Raw genomic sequence first — 19,876 nt, 5'->3', positions numbered from 1 at the left:
GAAAGTGCCCGCAACCGAAAGTGAAGGACCACCAGTGTCTGACGTGAAGCCCGAAGAGCAGACCGTTCCCCAGAACGCCGAAGTCGGCGAGATGAACGAGCCGCAGGCGCAGTCCTGCCCGTTCGGCCAGGGCAAGGAGCCGGTCCCGGCCGCGGGCGGCACCAACCGCCAGTGGTGGCCCAACCAGCTCAACCTCAAGATCCTCGCCAAGAACCCCGCCGTCGCCAACCCGCTCGGCGAGGACTTCGACTACGCCGAGGCCTTCAACCGTCTCGACCTCGCCGCCGTCAAGGCCGACATCGCCGCGGTCCTCACCGACTCGCAGGACTGGTGGCCCGCCGACTTCGGCCACTACGGCCCGTTCATGATCCGGATGGCCTGGCACAGCGCCGGCACCTACCGCGTCCAGGACGGCCGCGGCGGCGCGGGCGCCGGCCAGCAGCGCTTCGCCCCCCTGAACTCCTGGCCCGACAACGGCAACCTCGACAAGGCCCGCCGCCTGCTGTGGCCGGTCAAGAAGAAGTACGGGCAGAGCCTGTCCTGGGCCGACCTCATGGTCCTCACCGGCAACGTCGCCCTCGAGTCGATGGGCTTCCGGACGTTCGGCTTCGCCGGCGGCCGCCCCGACGTGTGGGAGCCCGACGAGGACGTCTACTGGGGCCCCGAGACCGAGTGGCTCGGCGACGCGCGCTACACCGGCGAGCGCGACCTCGAGAACCCGCTCGCCGCCGTCCAGATGGGTCTCATCTACGTCAACCCCGAGGGCCCCAACGGCAACCCCGACCCGCTGAGCGCCGCCCGCGACATCCGCGAGACGTTCGCCCGCATGGCGATGAACGACGAGGAGACCGTCGCCCTCATCGCCGGTGGCCACACCTTCGGCAAGACGCACGGCGCGGCCGACCCGCTCGAGAACGTCGGCCCCGAGCCCGAGGGCGCCCCGCTCGAGGAGCAGGGCCTCGGCTGGAAGAACGCCTACGGCACCGGCAAGGGCAAGGACGCCATCACCTCCGGCATCGAGGTCACGTGGACGCCGACGCCGACGCAGTGGGGCCAGGGCTTCTTCGACATGCTCTTCGGCCACGAGTGGGAGCTGTCCAAGAGCCCCGCCGGCGCCTCCCAGTGGGTCGCCAAGGACGCCGAGGCGATCATCCCGGCCCCCGAAGAGGGCGGCGCCAAGCGACTGCCGACGATGCTGACGACCGACCTGTCGCTGCGCGTCGACCCGGTCTACGAGAAGATCTCGCGCCGCTTCCACGAGAACCCCGCCGAGTTCGCCGACGCGTTCGCCCGCGCCTGGTTCAAGCTGACCCACCGCGACATGGGCCCGATCGAGCGCTACCTCGGCCCGGAGGTCCCGCAGGAGGAGCTGCTCTGGCAGGACCCGCTGCCCAAGGCCGAGGGCGAGCCGGTCACCGCCGAGGACGTCGCCGCGCTCAAGGCGAAGATCGCGGACGCCGGTCTTACCACGACCCAGCTCGTCAAGGCCGCCTGGGCCTCGGCGTCGACCTTCCGCAGCAGCGACAAGCGCGGCGGCGCCAACGGCGCCCGGGTGCGCCTCGAGCCGCAGGCCGGCTGGGACGCCAACGACCCGGCCGAGCTCGCCACGGTCCTGCGCGCCCTCGAGGGCGTCCAGGCCGACTTCAACGGCTCGTCCGAGCGCAAGGTCTCACTGGCCGACCTCATCGTCCTCGGCGGCAACGTCGCGGTCGAGCAGGCGGCCGCCGCGGGTGGCGTCACCGTCGAGGTGCCGTTCCGCCCGGGCCGCGTCGACGCCTCGCAGGAGCAGACCGACGTGGAGTCGTTCGGCTACCTCGAGCCGAGGTACGACGGCTTCCGCAACTACCTCGGCAAGACCGGCCGTGTGCCGGCCGAGTACCTGCTGCTCGACAAGGCCAACCTGCTCGGCCTCTCGGCCCCGCAGATGACGGTCCTCGTCGGTGGCCTGCGCGTCCTCGGCGCGAACAGCGGCGGCTCGACCGTCGGCGTCCTCACCGACCGCCCCGGCACGCTGAGCAACGACTTCTTCGTCAACCTGCTCGAGCTCGGCACGACGTGGACGCCGACCTCCGAGGCGGCCGACCAGTTCACCGCGACGAACGCCGCCGGTGAGCAGACGTGGACCGGTAGCCGCGTCGACCTCGTCTTCGGCAGCAACTCCGAGCTGCGCGCCCTCGCCGAGGTCTACGCGAGCGACGACGCGAAGGAGAAGTTCGTCCGCGACTTCGTCGCCGCGTGGTCGCAGGTCATGGAGGCGGACCGCTTCGACGTGAAGTGACGCCCGCCTGACGCGTCACGAGCGTCACGCTGCAGCACGACGGGTGGGAGGGCCCGGCACCACTTCGGTGCCGGGCCCTCCGGCGTGTGCAGACGGCTCGGACGCTGCTCGGACGCTGCTCAGACGCTGCTCAGACGCTGCTCGATGCGCGTGCCGTGCGGCCGTCCGGCGACTCGACGACCACCTCGACGGTGAGCGGCGCGACCGCCGGGAACCACACGGCGTAGCGACGCGCCCCGGCCAGCCCCTTGACCCGGACGGCGTGCACCTGCCCGTCGGCCGGGAACAGCGGCAGGCCGACCGGGATGTCGGCGAGCACGAAGTCGGCGCTCGCGACGACGACGAGCGGGAACAGCGGCCCGATCGGCGGCCGGCCGGGTCCCAGCGGGCCCGCCGGCGTCAACGGGCCGACAGGTGGACGGACGACCGGCGGGCGCAGCGGGCCCACCGGCGGCAGCGGCCCGACGACGGGACCCCCGGGACCCACGGGACCCCCGGGGCCAACCGGTGGCAGTGGCCGGTCGGGCAGCGGCGACACCGGCCCGAGGACGGGCCAGACGATCGGCCCGAACCGGCGCTTGAGCGCCCGCACGTGCAGGACGACACCCTCGGCGGCAGCGGTCGGCGCGTCGGTCTCGACCCCGGCGAGCACGCCCGTCGGCCGGGCGACGAGCCCCGTGATCGTCACCGTGAACGGTGGCGGCGGCACCCACGCCGGGACCGTGACGGTCCGTTCCGTCGTGCGCCCGAACGGGTCGATGAGCCGCAGCGTCACGTCGACGGGGTCGGTGGCCACGGGCCGGGTGAACCACACGGCCAGCGGTGACCGCCCCGAGGCACGCGCGCCGCGCTCGAGCACCGTCGACGTCGAGGCCGCGGCGGGCGGCGTCGTCAGGGCGGTCTCCTCGAGCGACTCGAGCGGCACGGGCACGGCGACGTCGGTGGCACCGGGGCCGGTGGTCGCGCCGAGGCGGTGCGGCCCGCTCGCGGTGGCCCGGGCGGGGGCGCTCGTGGACGACCGGACCACGACGCCGCGGTGGTCCGAGCCCCAGATCTCTGCCGTGGGCACGTCGAGGTCGGGCGGTCCGGCGGGTGGCACGAGCACCGAGACGACGTCGGAGGCGTCGGAGATCTGGCCGCGGACGCCCTCGACGGGCAGGGTGTCGACGGGCCTGGCAACCGCGCGCACGAGCCACGGGTCCCAGGCCGTGACGCCGAGGCTTCCGGTCCAGCTGCCCTGGTACACGGGCGAACCCGTGACCGGGTCTGGGCCCCCGACCGTCGCGGTGACCACGGCCACGGGTGGCCCCATGGACTCGCGGTCGCGGGCCGCGGCCTCGGAACGGGTGGTGAAGACGAGGAACCGGTCGACCGGGATGCGGCTGGCCGAGAAGAGCGCGAGCGTCACGGTGCCGTCGTCGTTCGGCGTCGCGCGCACGAGCGGCGGTGCCGGGCGGCGCAGGCGCGGGGCGATCGCGGCCTGCAGGTGCAGGTGCGCGTCGGCCGTGCCGGTGCCCGGCCACGGCGGCTCGATGCCGGTCATCGTCTGGGTCGTCACGGTGAAGAGGTGGATGTCGGTGGAGCCCTTCGGCAGCTGCACGTCGTGCGCCGTCACCGACGCGTCGACCTCTGCGAGCCGCCGGAAGGCCGCCCGACGCGCGGTGTCCCCCATCCGGTCGTAGGCGTCCCAGAGGGCCGCGAGGCGCAGCCCGGGGGACGGCGACCCGGCCGAGCCCACCGGGACCGGCGGCGGCGTGTAGAGCCCGCCGGCCGCCCTGACCAGCGCGGTCTCCGACACCTCCCACACGATCGAGGAGCGCACCGACGCGCCGGCGGGCAGCGACCACCGCACGCGTACGTGCGAGCAGCCCTGCGCGTCGAGGGTGCTGCCGAGCGGCACGCCGGGCGGCGCGGGCGGCGGGAGCGGGGTCACGGGCACCGGGCTCGCGGCCACGGCACGGGCCGGGTTCGGGGCGCCGGGCACCCACGGCGTCGGGGAGGCCCCGACGGTCAGGTGGCTGCGCAGCCACACCTGCACGCCCCACCGCTGCGTCGGCGTCCAGTCGAGCGAGGGGATCGGCACCTCGAGGGCGTAGCGCCGACCGCCGTCGCCCTGGCCGGGACCGGCGAGCACCTCCTCGGTGCCGTCGGCCGACAGGCACACGACGCTGCACCCCGACGGCAGCGGGGTGTCGGTCGGGAAGGCCAGGGCGAAGTCGCGCCGGAAGCACCCGGCGGGCGTCGCGAGGTCGGGGTCGAGGCCCGCCGGCGGGGGCGACGAGGCGCTCGCCATCGGGTAGAAGAGGGCCACGCCGACCACCTGGGCCGGGGTGCGCTCGCTCCAGTCGACGGCGGTCTCGAGCCGCACGCTCGACGGGCAGGCGGCGGCGTTGCCGGTGAAGGTGCTGTCGAGGGCCAGCGAGATGACCCGGGGTGCCTGCGGGCCGGGCTCGTCACCGGCGTAGGGCACGTCGCGCCACGCCGACCACAGCCCGTGGATGTCGACGAGCGTCGCCGCGTAGCCGACGTCGCGGCCCCCGCTGCCGATGGGGATGTCGGCGGCGCCGTCGACGAAGGCGATGCGGTCGTGCCCCGGATCGCCCTCGGGCCCGTCCGGGCTCAGGGTCAGCGGCCGCACACCACCGGAGTCGCGGGGCGGCGCGAGGCACTCGCTCGTCAGCGACGACGCGTCCCAGCGGGCGAGCACGCCGGCCGACACGCGTCCGAAGCTGACGGTCGTCGGCAGGGCGTCCCAGGAGACGCGCACGCTCTCGCGCCACGGGTCGTCCGGGTGCTGCGGCCCGACGAGACCGGCCCGCCCGGCGGTGAGGCCCGTGGGCGGCGCCGTCGCCGTGTGCGGCCCGACGACCGGGGCGTACGCCGCGAAGGTGCCCTTGCGGCGTCTGGGCGGAGGCGTGCGCGAGTAGTCGGCCGTCACCATGAAGTCGAGCCGCTCGGCGATGTCGGGCCAGCCGTCGAAGGGCAGCTTCGTGTCGACCGTGTACGTCGTGCCGAAGCCGGTCGCGAGGTTGAGCAGCGGGTCGGTCTGCGCCGGCAGCGTCAGCAGGGACAGCGGCCGGATGACCGCCGACGTGTCGAGGCTCGATGTGCGCGGCCCGTTGCTCGGCCCGGCCACCGCACGCGTCTCCTCGAGGGTGCGCTGCGTCCACTCCTGCACGCTCGCCCGGTAGAGCGGCTCGAGCTCGGGCAGCAGCTCGACCTGCACCTCCTTGACGAGGCTGTCGGGGTCCGCGGAGACCCAGGGTGGGGCGGCACGCCCGGACTGGGTCATCGGCGACCACCCGAGCGGCGGCGCCCCGCGCACGAGACGGTCCACGGCCGCGTCGCGCGGCGGCTTGAGGTCGCTCACGAGCCCCTGATCGGTGGTGTCGTAGTCCGTTGCGGGCCAGGGCTGCTCGGCCGGGACCCCGACCACCTCGAGTCGTTGCCAGCCCGGGTCGTTGACGACGTCGACGAGGCTGCGGATGCGGACGCCGGTGACCGACGCGTTGTCGACGCGGGCGAACGTCGCGCCGGAGCAGCGCAGCCCGACCTTCGTGGGGCCGCTGCCGGCCGGCACGACGGCCGCGGCCACGACGTCGGCGAGGCTGCCGGTGAGCCGGTGCAATGTGACGCGCACGGGCCGGGCCGCGTCGAACGGGGTCACCGACAGCTCGACGACGGCGGCCTCGACGTGCCACGCGGTGATCGGCGCCTCGCCGGAACCGCCGGCGACGGTGACCGTGGCGACCTTGGCCAGTGGGTCCTTCGGGACGCGCGCCCACACGGTGAACGGGGCGCGCGGCACCCCGAGGCGCGGGCTGCACGCCCACCACACGTGCAGGTCGCGGGAGCGTCGCTTCGCCTCCTCGAGCTGGCGACCCGACGGCATGAGCTTCTCGGCGAGGGGCGACTGCGACCGGTGCACCTGCTCCACCTGCGCCTCGACGACGCGCCCCCAGTCGAGGCGCATCGCCTCGGCACGGAAGAGCCGGCTGCTCGCGAGGAGTGCCATCAGTCCTCCACCTCCCACGGGGCCCGCAGCAGGCCCATCCGCACACAGGTCCGACGTTGCTCGGCCGCGCCCGCGAGCGGGTCGGCGGCGACGACGAGGTCGAGGCGCACCTCCTGCCCGCGCGAGCCGGGCGCGAGCAGGGCGATGGCCCGCGTGTCGCCCGGGCAACGGACGATCCGGGTCACGGTCGCCCGTGGCAGGTCCCCACCAGCCACGGGCGACGTGCTCCCCTGGAGCGAGAGCCAGTCGTCGCGAACGCCCTTCCACCACTTGTGGGTCGGGTCGCTCGCGTCGATCGGGCCGGTGACCACCTCAGGCATGACGCGTGAACGCCACAACGGCTCGCTGCACTCGACGACGAGCGCCACGGGCTGCGGCACGGCGTCGCCCGACCACAGCACCTCGACGGCCGGGAACGAGGGCACCTCCGGCACCGAGAGCCCTGCCGCCTGGTAGGCCGTGTCGACGTCGTCGCCGCTCGGTCGCAGCGGCAGCGTCGACAGCGCGGCGCCGGTCGGCACGAGCCGCCCCCGGACGGTGGCCGGCGCGACGTAGGCGACGAGGTCGTCGAGACCGAGGAAGCGCGACGTCGTGAACCCGATGCGGTGGATGCGGTTGTCGGTCGTGGTGCCCTCGCCCGAGGCGACGGCGTGCACGTCGACGAGGTAGTCGGTGAGCGGCTCGAAGTCGTAGGGGAGCGTCAGCACCTCCTGCAGGGTCCGCTCGCCGCTCGCGTCGATGCAGCGGGTCCCGTCGCCGCCGGCGGTCACGACGTCGCGGACGGCGTCCTCCCACGGCGTCAGCACCTGCAGCCCGGTCGCCGGTGTCAGCAGGGCCTCCGGGTCGAGGGTGATGTCGTAGGGCGAGCCGGGGTCGGTCGAGCCGGGGGCCGGCGGGTGGGCGCCCGACGCCGACCGCACGACGGCCTTGAGGGTGCGGCCGTGCGCGTCGTAGAGGGCGGCGACCTTCTGCGTCGCGAAGGCGATCCGCACCGGCTCGCGGCAGAACACCCCGACGTCGTCCATACCGGGCGCGGTCGCGACGAGCCACGGCGAGAGGACCCTCGGGTAGGCCGACGCGGCGTCGGTGCGGAACCGGAACGACTGGGTCACGGCGGGCTGCACGGTGCCCGCGTCGGTCGGTGCGGGCTGGTCGTCCTGCTTGATCCACGCGGCGGTCCACGTGACGGCCACGGTCCACGTCTGGCCCGGCTCGAGGAGGGCGCGGTCGTCGGGGTCCTGGGTCAGGGCGGTCTGCAGGGCGTCCTGGTCCGCCGAGGACGTCGAGCTGTCCCAGTCCTCGCGCCACGCCTCGGAGCCGACCAGCCCGGTGGCGGCGACGACGTAGAAGGGCTCGTCGAGCTTGGCCGCCACCTCGGGGCGCCAGCCGACGACGACGCTCGCCGTCTCGTCGGGCAGCTTCTCGAGGTCGACGAGCACGAACATGAGGCCGGAGCCGGAGGTGGCACGAAGGCGCGCGGCGTAGAGCCCGGCCCGCAGCACCGGGTCGACCCAGGGTCCCGACGCGTCGAGCCACGGCGCCGGCAGCGGGTGGCCCGCGCCCACGAGGTCGCCCCCGCTGACAGGGCGGTCGAGCAGTACCGAGCGGTCGGCCGCCTCGGCGCGCAGCACGAGCCCGCCCCCCACGGCCCGCTCGGGCACGAGGAGCAGGAACGTCGCCCCGCGCACACCGCCGTCGGGAGAGAACCGGACGGCGTCGCGCAGCTCCTCCGGCACGAACTTCGTTCTGGCCCAAGCCTCCTTGACCTCTTCACGGTCCTCGTCGGTGCCGAGTGGCGCCGGGTCGAGGGAGTCTCGACGCGGGCTGCGCAGGATCGCGCCCCGGCACCCCACCCCCGCCTCGCCGGCATCGGGGCTCCACGCGGTCGTCGCACGGGCGGCCATGACGTCGGGCAGCGGCGTGCCGGCGTCGATGAGGTCGAGGGTCGCCGCGTCACCGGTGGTCCACGCCGACGCGGACGCGCTGGCGGTGAGCGCGGTACCGGCCGTGAGGGAGACGGGCAGGCGGGCGTCGGAGCGGCGCACCTTCCCGCCGCGGCACGGCACGGCGTCGGCGAGCACGACGGCGGGGTCGGTGCCCTGGAGCAGGTCGACGTCGGGGTCGCCGGTGCGCCACGGCTCGGTGACCCGCATCAGCGCCTGGACCGGCGCCGAGCGCGTCGTGCCCGGAGGGTCGGGCCACGCCACACCCGCGAGGCGCCAGCCCGGGACGCTCGGCCCGGCCGGCTTGCCGTCGAAGGTCCACAGCACCGGCGCCGCGGGTGCGGCCGGGTGGCACACGGTGCCCCAGCGCTCGGTGACGCTCGTCGTCAGCTGTTCGCCGTAGGGGATCGCGCGGGAGAAGGGCGTCGGCAGCCAGTCGAGCAGGGCCAGGGCCGTCGTCGGCACCGCCGTGCCCGCCGGGGCGCCGGTCCACCAGACGCTCGGCGTCTTGCCCGTCGGCGGCGCGGGGATGAGCGCCCCACCGGTCAGCGTCACCGAGGAGACGTCGTAGCGCCACCAGCGGTCGCCGATGCGGCTCCACGGGTTGGCGGCGGCGCCATTCTGCCCCAAGGGGTTTCCGCCCATGACGCAGTTCGCGGCGACGCGCGGCGGCGTCGAGAACGTCAGCACCGGAACGGCGTCGATCGGCACCACCGGCATCGGCGGAGGCGTGGTGGCGTCGGCGTCGACGCCGTCGCCGATCTTGGCGTCGACGGCCCGCTCGGTGGCGGTGCCCTCGACGAGCGCGGGGGAGCGCGACACGAGGGCGAGCCCGGCGACCAGGGGCTTGGCCTTCGGGTTGTCCTCCGGCTCGGCGCCGATGGTCAGCGAGACGCAGCCCTTGATCGAGAAGAAGAACAGGTCGATCTCGCCACACACCTCGCCGTGCACGTACGGGTCGTCGCGGACCACGCCGCCCACGGTCCGCTTGCCCACCATGACGGTCAGCTCGGCCGAGGCCCCGATGCTGATGACGAAGAGGCGCAGCTCGCCGCGGGCGTAGATCTTGCCGGCGATGAAGAACGGGTCGAACCCGACGATGGCGTCGAACCCGGCCGCGACCTCGAGGTAGAGACCGACCGACTTGCTGCCCATGAGGACGGCGCTGATGTGGAACCCCGTCGCGATGGCGAGGCCGTTCGGCGCCGCGGGCAGGCCGTCGACGGGCAGCTGGGCGTGGGTGATCCCGTTGCCGTGGATCATGAGGTAGCCGCTGCCGGTGATGACCTCGAGCACCTCGACGGTGACGCGGTCCTGGTAGTTGCCGAGCTCGACGAGCCACGACTCGACGTCGTTGGTGTCGAAGAACGCGGTGACCGGCACGCGCACCTTGAGGATCATCTCGATCTGGTACTCGGCGACGATGCCGATGGTGATGGTGCCGCGGCCGAAGTCGAGGTCGAGGACGGCGAGGAACGTCGCGCTCTGGTTGGCGTCCTTGAGGGCCGGCGGCATCTTGATGACGTCGGCCTTCATGACGAACAGGAGGCGTGGCCCGGGCACCTCGACGATGACCAGGCCCTTGAGGTGGATGACGTAGCCGCCCTCGAGCGTGCCCACGAGAACGCCTGCGGCGAAGGCGAACCCGCCCTGGTGCAGCTCCCAGCCGGCGCCGTTCATGACGCCGCCCGGTCGGCCCAGCTGGTCGCGCAGCCAGTCGAGGGCGGGCACCTGGCCGGTGCCCTCGATGCGCTTGTGGTTGATGCCGACGCCGACGAGGAAGCCGTAGATGCCGAGGCCGGAGCTGCCGAGCACGAGCGGCACGGGGAACTCGATCTCGGCCCCGAGCAGCACGCCGCTGACCCCGCCCGCCTGGCGGAAGGTGAAGGTCAGGCTGCCGCGGATCTTGACCGGCACGATCTGCACGTCCAGTGCACCGGAGAAGCCGCCCGGCTCGATCGAGACCTCGCCCCGCCCGGTGATGACGTTGGGGATGTCGATCGACGCGGCGAGCTTGGTGATCTGCAGGTCGAGCGGGGGGCCGTCGACGCGGGCCCGCACCCGGATCGTCTCGATGGTGATGATGCCGAGGTCGAGCCCGAGGCCCACCTCGACCTCGAGGTAGGTCGGGTTGTCGCGGCTGACCCGCACGCCCATGATCCGCAGCACGCTGTCGAGCGGCGGCACCGCGTGCATCGACCCGGCGGGGATGTCGAGGGAGTAGCCCTTGCTCGGGTCGAAGACGGGCAGCGGGACGTAGTCGAGCGAGCCACCCGAGCCGGTGCCCCACTGCGAGCGCACGCCGATCGCCTTGTACCGCGTCGTCACCGGCATGTTCGGGTCGATCCGCACGAGGGTGAGGTCGAACCAGAACGCCACCTCGACGTCGAGGAGCACACTGACCGCGGTGCCGCGGTCGCTGACCGTGGTGATGCCGTCGGCACCGAGGACGCCCTGCGACACGATGACCTCTGCGCCGCGCAGCGTCAGCCGCTTGGTGTGCAGCAGGTCGCTCGCCCCGAGCGCCACGGACCCGAGTGCGACCACGGCCCCGGCCGCGGGCGACAGCTCGGTGGCCGACGACGTCAGCGGCGCGAGGACGCTGAGGGCCCCGAGGATGTTGAGCGTGACCGGGTGCGCCTGCGAGTCACGCATCTCGGCCAGTCCGTCGAGGTCGCCCTCCTTGGCGCGGAACTCGCCGGTGATGTCCCACGAGCCCTGGTCCTCGGCGATGCGCAGCCGCACGAGGAACGTGCAGATGCCGTCGTTCGGGTTGGGCCGGTCGCCGGCCCGCAGCGGCTCGGCGCCGTGGGCGGCGAGCCGTCGCTCGGTGGCCGTCTCGATGTCGAACTCGCCGTAGACCTCGCAGCGCACGAAGGTGCTGCGGACCAGCTCGACGCGGGCGCCGAGCAGGTGGAAGCAGTCGGGCCGGCCGGGCTGGTGCGGGGCGGGGTCGTCGTCGTGGGTCGGCGGTGGCGGGTCGCGGTGCAGGTCGGCGGTCACGGTGACCGGCGCGGGTCCTGCGGCGGAGGTCGCGGTGGCGTGCCACCAGCGCGGCGCCGCGGGGTCGCTGCTCGCCTGGGCCGGGCCGTGCCCGTGGGCGGTGCCCCGCGTGGCGTTGGTGTAGCCCGCGGCCGCGAGTGCGTCGAGCATCGCGGTGATCCGGCGCTCGCTCAGCGCCTGGTTGTGGCCGGGCTGCTGCTCCGGGCCCTCGTACGACGCGAACCCGTCGACGGTCAGGGCGGTTCCGGCCCCCACGACCGACCGGCGCGCGGTCGCGTCGGTCATGAACGACGGACCTGCTGAGGGGTGGGTCCGGTCGGTCGCGGGGGAGACGCTGAGGTTGGCGGGGTTGACGGCGTAGTCGTGTCCCTCGCTCGGGCTCGGGTGGTCGAAGAGGAAGTAGGCGTCGAGCTGCTGCTGTGCCGCGCTGGTCGTCGTGGCGGTGACGCTGACGGTGGCGCCGGAGCCGACGTCGATCTCCGCCTCGGTGGCGGCCGACCGACTGCCCGAGCTGCCGCCGGTCCACGACCAGTCGGCGGCCACGCCGCTGGCGAGCGCGACGCGGGCGCTCGTGCCGGTCTGCGACACGATGACGACCCGCGTCGCCTCGTGCGAGGTGTCGGTGACGGTGACCGGCATGCCCGCCGCGCCCGGGGTCACCGGATCGGTGCGCCGCCCGACGCTGAAGGTGCGCACCGTCGTGTGCGCCCCGGCGTCGGTGACGGTCACCGTGACCGCGACGGTGCCGGTGGCCGGCGTCGTCACGGCGGTGCGGTCGGTGTTGACCGGGGTGGCGGTGACGCCGCCCACGACGATCGTCGTCGACAGGGGAGCGAGCCCGCCGTCCGCGTCGACGAACAGCGTCGACTGCTCGGGCAGCATCGCCGTCCCGGTGCCGGGGTCGTCGACGAGCTCGCCGGTGGCCGTGCGGAAGTGGACGCGGACGTTCGGGTTGGTGCCGCGGTTGACGACCTCGGCCTCGAAGACGCCGGTGACGCCCTCGTGCACGCCGATGCCGATCCAGAGGTTGCGCACGCCCGCGCTGACGGCGATGCCCTCCATGCCGTTGGGTGCGACGAAGAGGCGTGCCTCAGGCAGGTAGAAACCCTGCCAGTCGCCCGGCATCGCGCGCGCTCCGGCCGGAACGCCCGGGCCTGCCGTGCCGGACAGGTCGAGCACCGCGGTGCGGAACGCGAACCCGACGCAGTCGCTCGGCCCGACGAGGGCGTACGGCGGGTCCATCCGGATGAACTCGTAGATCTGGTCGACCGGGGTGCCGGACGTCGTCGCCGAGAGGATGTCGACGCCGACCGAGCCGCCCGGGAGCTGCTGCACCCGGAAGCGCACCCGCGGCACGACGAACCCGACCTGCGGCTTGGCCGGGTCGGCACGCAGCTGGCCCTGGCCGTCGAGCATCGCGCCGCGCAGGAACGGCACGTGGAACAGGAAGCCGGGAGAGGTGATCCGCAGCCGCCACCCGCCGTCGCGGGTGCCGCCCGGGCCGCTCTTGTGCAGCGAGAAGTCGCCGTCGACGTGCGGGTCGGTGAACTCCACCGGCGTGCCGGTGGAGCCCTGGCTCGCGCCGAACCCGCCGGTGCGCGGGTCGAGGGCCAGGGTGCGGGTCAGGTCCTGGTCGAAGGTCCAGACGTCCCACGTGCCGTCGGCGTCGCTCACCTCCGTCGGCCCCGAGGTGTTGAGGTCCTGGAGCAACGGGCGCAGCCCGTCCAACGCTCCGGAGTTCTGGACCGGTTGCGGCAGGTCGTCCCACATCGACATCGGCGTCACGTCCCCGAACGGGTGAGCACACAGGGCGATGAAACGCCTTCGACGGTACGCCCGGCCGCACGGGGCCACACCGAAAACGGAGAAACCGCCCGACTCGCCCATCGCGGGGCACCGTGCCGGTGTCGGCGGCCCGTGATGGAATCCTCCGGTGGTCATCCTGCGTCGCGCCCCGGTCCCGGTCGCGCGGCAGGTGCGCCTCGACGCGTCCCAGCAGGCGGCGCTCGACTCCGACGCGCGCGTGCTGCGCGTGCTCGGCGCGCCCGGTACCGGCAAGACCACCGTCGCCGTCGAGCTCGTCGCCGACGCCGTCCGCCGTCGTGGGGTCCGCGCCGACCACTGCCTCCTGCTCACCTCGAGCCGGTCCGCGGCGGCCGAGCTGCGCCAGCAGGTCACGGCCCGCCTCTCGGGCACGACCACCGAGCCGCTGGCACGCACGTGGCAGGCCTTCGGCTTCGGCGTCCTGCGCGCCGAGGCCGCGCTGCGCGGGGATCCCGGCCCGCGACTGCTCAACGGCCCCGAGCAGGACGTCATCCTGCGCGACCTGCTCGCCGGGCACGCGTCGGGCGAGGTGCCCGGCCCCGACTGGCCGGCCGCGCTGCGCGAGGCCCTGGGCACCCGCGGGTTCCGCAACGAGCTGCGCGACCTGCTCATGCGTGCGGTCGAGCACGGCCAGGGGCCCGACGACCTGCACCGTCTCGGCATCGAGCACGAGCGCCCCGAGTGGGTGGCCGCCGCGCACGTCCTGCGTGAGTACGACCAGGTCACCTCCTTCAGCCGGCACGGCTCCTACGATCCGGCATGGGTGCTCACCGCCGTCGCCGAGCACCTCGAGGACGACCCCGACGCCCTCGACCGGCTCCACGCGCGCCTCGACCTCGTCGTCGTCGACGAGGCGCAGGAGGTCACCGCCGCAGCCGCCCGCCTGCTGCGCGTCGTCGCGCCCGCGGGCCCTCGCGTCGTGCTCCTCGGCGACCCCGACGTCGCCGTGCAGACCTTCCGCGGCGCCGACCCCCGCTTCCTCGCCCACGGGTGGGAGGCGCTGGCCGACGCCCGGCGGCGCTCCGCCGCGCCGCCGGCGTCCGTCGACACCGTCGTGCTCGAGCACGGCCACCGGCTCGGCCAGAGTCTCGATGCCGTGGCCGAGCGGGTCTCGCGGCGCATCGGCGCGCTCGGCGGCGGCGACCAGCGGCGCCACGAGCCCGACGCCTCGCGCGCCGACCAGCGCGTCTCCGTGGCCCTGCTGCGCTCGGCCGCGCAGGAGGCGAGCCACGTCGGCAGCCTGCTGCGCCGCGCACACCTCGTCGAGGGCGTGCCGTGGACCGACATGGCGGTCATCGTCCGTGGCTCGGGCCGGGCCGACACGATGCGCCGCACCCTGGCCCAGGCCGGCGTGCCCGTCACCGCCGGGACCGCAGAGACCCCCGTCCGCGACGAGAGCGCGGTGCGGCCGCTGCTCGCGATCCTGCAGGAGAGCCTCGCGGTGGCCCGCGCCGAGGTCGCCGGCGGGCGCCACGCCATCGACCCCACCGTCGCTGCCGATCTCGTGCTGTCGGCCGTCGGCGGCTCCGACGCCGTGGGACTGCGGCGGCTGCGGCGAGTCCTCCGGCAGGACGAGCTCGCCTCCGGCGGGGGGCGGTCCAGCGACGAGCTGCTCGCCGACCTCCTCCTCGAGCCGCAGCGCGCGCGCCTGCTCGGCTCGGTCGGGCGCGCCGCCGCGCGCGTGGCCGATGCCATCGCATCCGGGGCCACGGCGGCCCGCTTGACTCCCGAGGGGCGGTGGGGCGCCGGCGTCACCGCCGAGACCGTCCTGTGGGCCGTCTGGCAGGGCGCGGGTGTGGCCGAGGGGTGGCGCCGCACGGCCCTTGCCGGCGGACCGCCCGGCGAACGCGCCGACCGCGACCTCGACGCCGTGCTCGCCCTCTTCGACGCCGCCGGCGCCTACGTCGACCGGCTGCCGACGGCCGGGCCCGACAAGTTCCTCGACCACGTGCTCGGCCAGGACGTCCCCGGCGACACCCTCGCGGCCCGCGGGCAGGCCGGCGGCAGCGTCGCGCTGCTGACGCCCCAGTCGGCCGCCGGGCGGCAGTGGCGCATCGTCGTGGTCGCCGGGGTGCAGGAGGGCGTCTGGCCCGACCTGCGTCTGCGCGGCTCGGTGCTGGGGTCGGAGGACCTCGTCGCCGTCGTCGCCGAGCGGCCGCTCGGGTTCCGCGCCGCCCAGGCCCAGGTGCGCTACGACGAGACGCGGCTGTTCCACGTCGCCGTCACCCGCGCCACCGAGCGCCTCCTCGTCACCGCCGTCGGCAACGAGGACGAACAGCCCTCGGTCTACCTCGACCTCGTCGACCCCCCGGAGGGCGAAGGCGTTGCGGCAGAGGTGCGCCCGCACTCCGAGGTCGCCCGCACCATGACGCTCTCGGGCCTCGTCGGCGAGCTGCGCCGCGAGGCCGTCAGCCCCGACCCGGGCGTGGCCGAGCCGGCCCTCGCCGTCCTCGCGGCTGCGGCCCAGGCCGGCGTGCGCGGCGCCGACCCGGCGTCGTGGTGGGCGCTCCGCTCGCTCACCGACGACCGCCCCGTCCGCCGACCCGACGAGCCGGTGCCGGTCTCGCCGTCGAAGGTCACCTACTTCTCCGACTGCGGACTGCGCTGGTTCCTCACGGCGGTCGGCGGCGAGGGCACCCAGCTCGGCGCCGCGTCGGTCGGCACGTTCGTCCACGACGTCGTCGCCGAGCTGCCCGACGCGTCCCTCGCCGAGCTGCGCGCTGAAGTCGACGCGCGCTGGGGCCGGCTCGGCCTGCGCCCGGGCTGGACCACCGAGCGCACCCGCCGGGAGGCCCACGACATGGTGGCCCGCTTCGTCTCCTACCGCGACGGCACGGAGGCGGCGTGGCAGCGGGTCGGCATCGAGAAGGACTTCCGCGTGCCGGTGGGGCGCGCCCTGCTCGGCGGGCGCGTCGACCGCATCGAGCGCAACGCCGCCGGTGGCATCCGCATCGTCGACCTCAAGACCGGCTCGTCGAAGCCGTCGCGCGCCGAGCTCGCCGCGCACGGCCAGCTCGGCGCCTACCAGGTGGCCGTGCAGGAGAACGGCTTTCCCGAGCTCGGCACCGACAGCGCCGGTGCCGCCCTCGCCTTCATCGGCAAGGCCGGCCTGTCCGGCCTCAAGCCGAGCGTGCTCGACCAGCCGGCCCTCGACGCGAGCCCCGACCCCGCGTGGGCGCGAGCCCTCGTCGAGTCCACGGCCGAGGGGATGGGCGCGGCGGAGTTCGTCGCGGCCCAGGGCAAGGCGTGCGAGACGTGCCCGGTGCGTTCCTCGTGCCCGGTCCAGCCGGAGGGGGACGCGCTGTGACGACCACGACGGAGACCGTCACTCGGTCGACGGAGGGAGCGTCGGTGCACGACGTGACGGCGCCGCGGCACTCGGCGCTCGACATCGCCCATGCCCTCGGCATGCCGCCGCCCACCGCCGAGCAGGCCGCCGTCATCGAGGCGGGCCCGAGGCCCCTGCTCGTCGTGGCCGGAGCCGGGTCGGGCAAGACCGAGACGATGGCCGCCCGCGTCGTCTGGCTCGTCGCCAACGACCTCGTCGCCCCCGACCAGGTGCTCGGCCTCACCTTCACCCGCAAGGCCGCCGCCGAGCTGAGCCAGCGCATCGGCAAGCGCCTGCGCGGCCTCGTGCGGGCGGGGCTCTGGGAGCCGCCCGCCGACGACGGCACGGGCGCCGAGGTGCTCGGTGGCACGCCGACGGTCTCCACCTACCACGCCTACGCCGGTCGGCTCGTGCGCGAGCACGCCCTCCGTGTCGGCATCGAGCCCGAGTACCGCGTCCTCACCGAGGCCGGCGCCTGGCAGCTGGCCGCCGAGGCGGTCGCGCGCTGGGACGGCCCGATGGAGGACGTCGTCAAGAGCGAGTCCACCGTCATCTCCGCCGTCATGGCGCTCGCGGGCGAGATGGCCGAGCACGTGCGCACGCCGGCCGAGGTCATGGAGCACCTCGACGCCGTCATCGCGCGGCTCGAGTCGCTGCCCGACGGCGAGGGCCGGGGCAGCACCACGCCGGCCCGCGACGCCCTGGCCGTCCTGCGCGAGCGGCGCACCGTGCTGCCCATCGTCCAGGCGTTCCTCGACCTCAAGCGCGAGCGCGAGTCGCTCGACTTCGCCGACCAGATGGCCGTCGCCGCACGGCTGTCCGGCTCGGTCCCGGCCGTCGGAGCCACCGAGCGCGAGCGGTTCCGCGCCGTGCTGCTCGACGAGTTCCAGGACACCTCCGAGGCGCAGCTGGCCCTGCTGCGCTCGCTCTTCCACCACCGCGACGTCGCCCTGACCGCTGTCGGCGACCCCAACCAGTCGATCTACGGCTGGCGCGGCGCGTCCGCCACCACGCTGCTGCGCTTCCCCGGCGAGTTCGCCGACGCATCCGGGCCGGCCTCGGTGCTGCCGCTGTCGACGAGCTGGCGCAACGACGCCGCCATCCTCGAGGCCGCCAACGTCACCGCCGGTCCGCTCGCCACCGAGCACGTGCAGCCGCTCCGGTCCCGCCCCGACGCCGGTCGCGGGGCCATCTCGGTGGCCCGCCTCGACACCGCCGAGGCCGAGGCCGACCACCTCGCGGCGTGGATCGCGAGCCGCTGGAGCTCTCCCTCCGGGCGGCGCACCGGTCGGTCCGCGGCGGTGCTGTGCCGGCGTCGGTCCAGCTTCCCGATCGTCCTCGAGGCCCTGCGGCGGCAGAACCTCCCCGTCGAGGTCGTCGGGCTCGGCGGCCTGCTCGTCACTCCCGAGGTCAGCGACCTCGTGGCGGCGCTGTGGGTCGTGCAGGACCCCACGCGCGGCGACATGCTCATGCGGCTGCTCACCGGGCCCGTCGTCCGGCTCGGCGCCGCCGACCTCGCCGGGCTCTGGTCGTGGGCGCGTGAGCTGCACGCGCGGCCGTGGCGCGTCGGGGCGGCACCGACGACCCAGGGCGCGCTGCCCCTCGAGGCGCTCACCGAGGCGTCGCCCTCCGGGCCGGACGAGCCATCCACCCCCGACACCGTTGGGGACGCCGACGACGCGTCGGACCGGCGCGGGTCCGACCTCGCCTCCGACAGCGCCGACACCGCCACGCTCGTCGAGGCCCTCGACGAGCTGCCGCGGCCGGGCTGGACCGGCCGCGACGGCGCCCGCATCGGCGACGAGGCGCTGCGCCGGCTGCACGACCTCGCCGACGTCGTGCGGCGGCTGCGACGCCTCACCGCGCTGCCGCTCGTCGACCTAGTCGGCGAGGCCGAGGTGGCCATCGGCCTCGACGTCGAGGTGCTGGCCCGCGCCGAGCACACCGCGTCCACCGCCCGCGTGCACCTCGACGCCTTCGCCGACGTCGCGGCCCGCTACGCCACGAGCTCGGACCGCCCGACGCTCTCGGGCTTCCTGTCCTGGCTCGACGCCGCGCGCGACCAGGAGCGCGGCCTCGACGCCGGTCACGTGGAGTCGGACGCCGACGCCGTCCAGGTGCTCACCGTCCACGCCGCGAAGGGCCTGGAGTGGGACGTCGTCGCCGTGCCCTCCCTCGTCGAGGGCGTCTTCCCGGCCCACTCCGCCACCTCGGTGTCCGTCGTCGACGACGCCGACCCGGTGGAGTATGCATGTGCCGGCGAGCCCAAGGACAAGGGCTGGCTCGTCGGCCTCGACTCGGTGCCCTACGACCTGCGCGGCGACCGCGACGGCCTGCCCTTCCTCGACTGGCGCAGAGTTGCCGACCGCAAGGCGCTCAGCGCCGCGATCGAGACCTTCGTCCTCGACGGTGGCCGGCACGCGGTGGCCGAGGAGCGACGCCTCGCCTACGTCGCGCTGACCCGCGCCCGCTCGGAGATGCTCCTGTCGTGCCACCTGTGGGGCGTGACGAAGAAGACCCTGTCGGTGCCCTCCCGCTTCCTCACGGAGGTGTGCGAGGCGATGCCCGACGAGGTCACCCGGACCCACTGGGAGCCGGCCCCGGAACCCGTCGTCGACGACAAGGGCAAGACCGCCGCGCCGACCAACCCGCACCTCGCCGTCCCCGTCTCCGCCATGTGGCCCCACGACCCGATGGGCGACCGGCGGGCCGCGCTCGAGGGCGTCGCGTCACGGCTGGCCTCGGTTATGGACTCGGGTGTTCCTGTGCCGCAAGGCGACCCGCGGGTCGACGACCTGCGCCTGCTCCTCGCGGAGCGCGCGGCGCGGCGGGCCCGGGGGCAGGAGCCGGTCGTCGACGTGCCGCGGCACCTGTCGGCGTCGGCCGTCGTGTCACTCGCCCGCGACGTCGAGGCCTTCGCCATGTCGCTGCGCCGCCCGATGCCGCAGCCGCCGGCCCTCGCCGCCCGGCAAGGAACGGCTTTCCACGCCTGGGTCGAGGAGCACTACTCGAGCGCCGCCATGGTCGACCTCTTCGACCTGCCCGGCAGCGCCGACGAGGGGGCGGCCGACGACGCCGACCTCGACACGATGAAGGAGCACTTCCTCGCCGGCGAATGGGCCGGGATGGTGCCCGAGGAGGTCGAGCTGTCGATCGAGACCGTCGTCGACGGCATCGCGGTGCGTGGCCGCGTCGACGCCGTGTTCCGGCGCCCCGACGGCGGCTTCACCGTCGTCGACTGGAAGACCGGTGCGCGTCCCACCGGCCGTGACGCCGCGGTCCGGGCCCTGCAGCTCGGGGCCTACGCCCTCGCCTTCGCCCGGCTCCGCGGCGTGCCACCCGAGCAGGTCGACGCGGCGTTCTACTACGCGGCCGAGGGCGTCACCGTGCGTCCCGAGGTGCCGGGGGAGCAGCAGCTGCTCGACCTGCTGCGGACCGTGCCGGACTGACGCCGTCCCGACCGAGTGGGCCGACGGACGCGATCC

5 protein-coding genes are annotated in these 19,876 nt (G+C 74.8%); 3 read left to right on the top strand and 2 right to left on the bottom strand.

The features are described 5' to 3' along the window. Positions 1–91: 91 nt before the first annotated feature. Positions 92–2,278, top strand: a complete 2,187-nt coding sequence (katG, locus tag AC3A5R_RS03515) for a catalase/peroxidase HPI (protein ID WP_487620115.1) — start codon at positions 92–94, stop codon at positions 2,276–2,278. Between the two features lie 130 nt (positions 2,279–2,408). Here katG and AC3A5R_RS03510 read toward each other — a convergent pair whose 3' ends face one another. Continuing rightward, positions 2,409–6,293: a hypothetical protein gene (locus tag AC3A5R_RS03510; protein WP_487619377.1), complete on the bottom strand. Its 3,885-nt coding sequence runs from the start codon at positions 6,291–6,293 to the stop codon at positions 2,409–2,411. Beyond that, the gene (locus AC3A5R_RS03505; protein ID WP_487619376.1) at positions 6,293–13,015 is read right to left on the bottom strand and encodes a hypothetical protein; all 6,723 of its coding nucleotides are present in this window, start codon (positions 13,013–13,015) and stop codon (positions 6,293–6,295) included. Before AC3A5R_RS03505 ends, AC3A5R_RS03510 begins: the two co-directional genes overlap by 1 nt. A 157-nt stretch (positions 13,016–13,172) precedes the next feature. Between AC3A5R_RS03505 and AC3A5R_RS03500 the strand changes: the two genes are divergently transcribed. Together AC3A5R_RS03500 and AC3A5R_RS03495 are read left to right on the top strand one after the other, a co-directional pair. Next, on the top strand, positions 13,173–16,370 hold the full coding sequence (locus AC3A5R_RS03500) for an ATP-dependent helicase (protein WP_487619375.1): 3,198 nt from the start codon (positions 13,173–13,175) through the stop codon (positions 16,368–16,370). Positions 16,371–16,414: 44 nt separating this feature from the next. Further along, on the top strand, positions 16,415–19,840 hold the full coding sequence (locus tag AC3A5R_RS03495; protein ID WP_487619374.1) for an ATP-dependent helicase: 3,426 nt from the start codon (positions 16,415–16,417) through the stop codon (positions 19,838–19,840). Positions 19,841–19,876 lie beyond the last annotated feature (36 nt).

It is taken from the genome of Intrasporangium sp. Soil_C_50 (assembly GCF_057656595.1).
The sequence above is the reverse complement of the archived record's forward strand: the minus strand, read 5'-3'. Positions and strand labels throughout refer to the sequence as shown.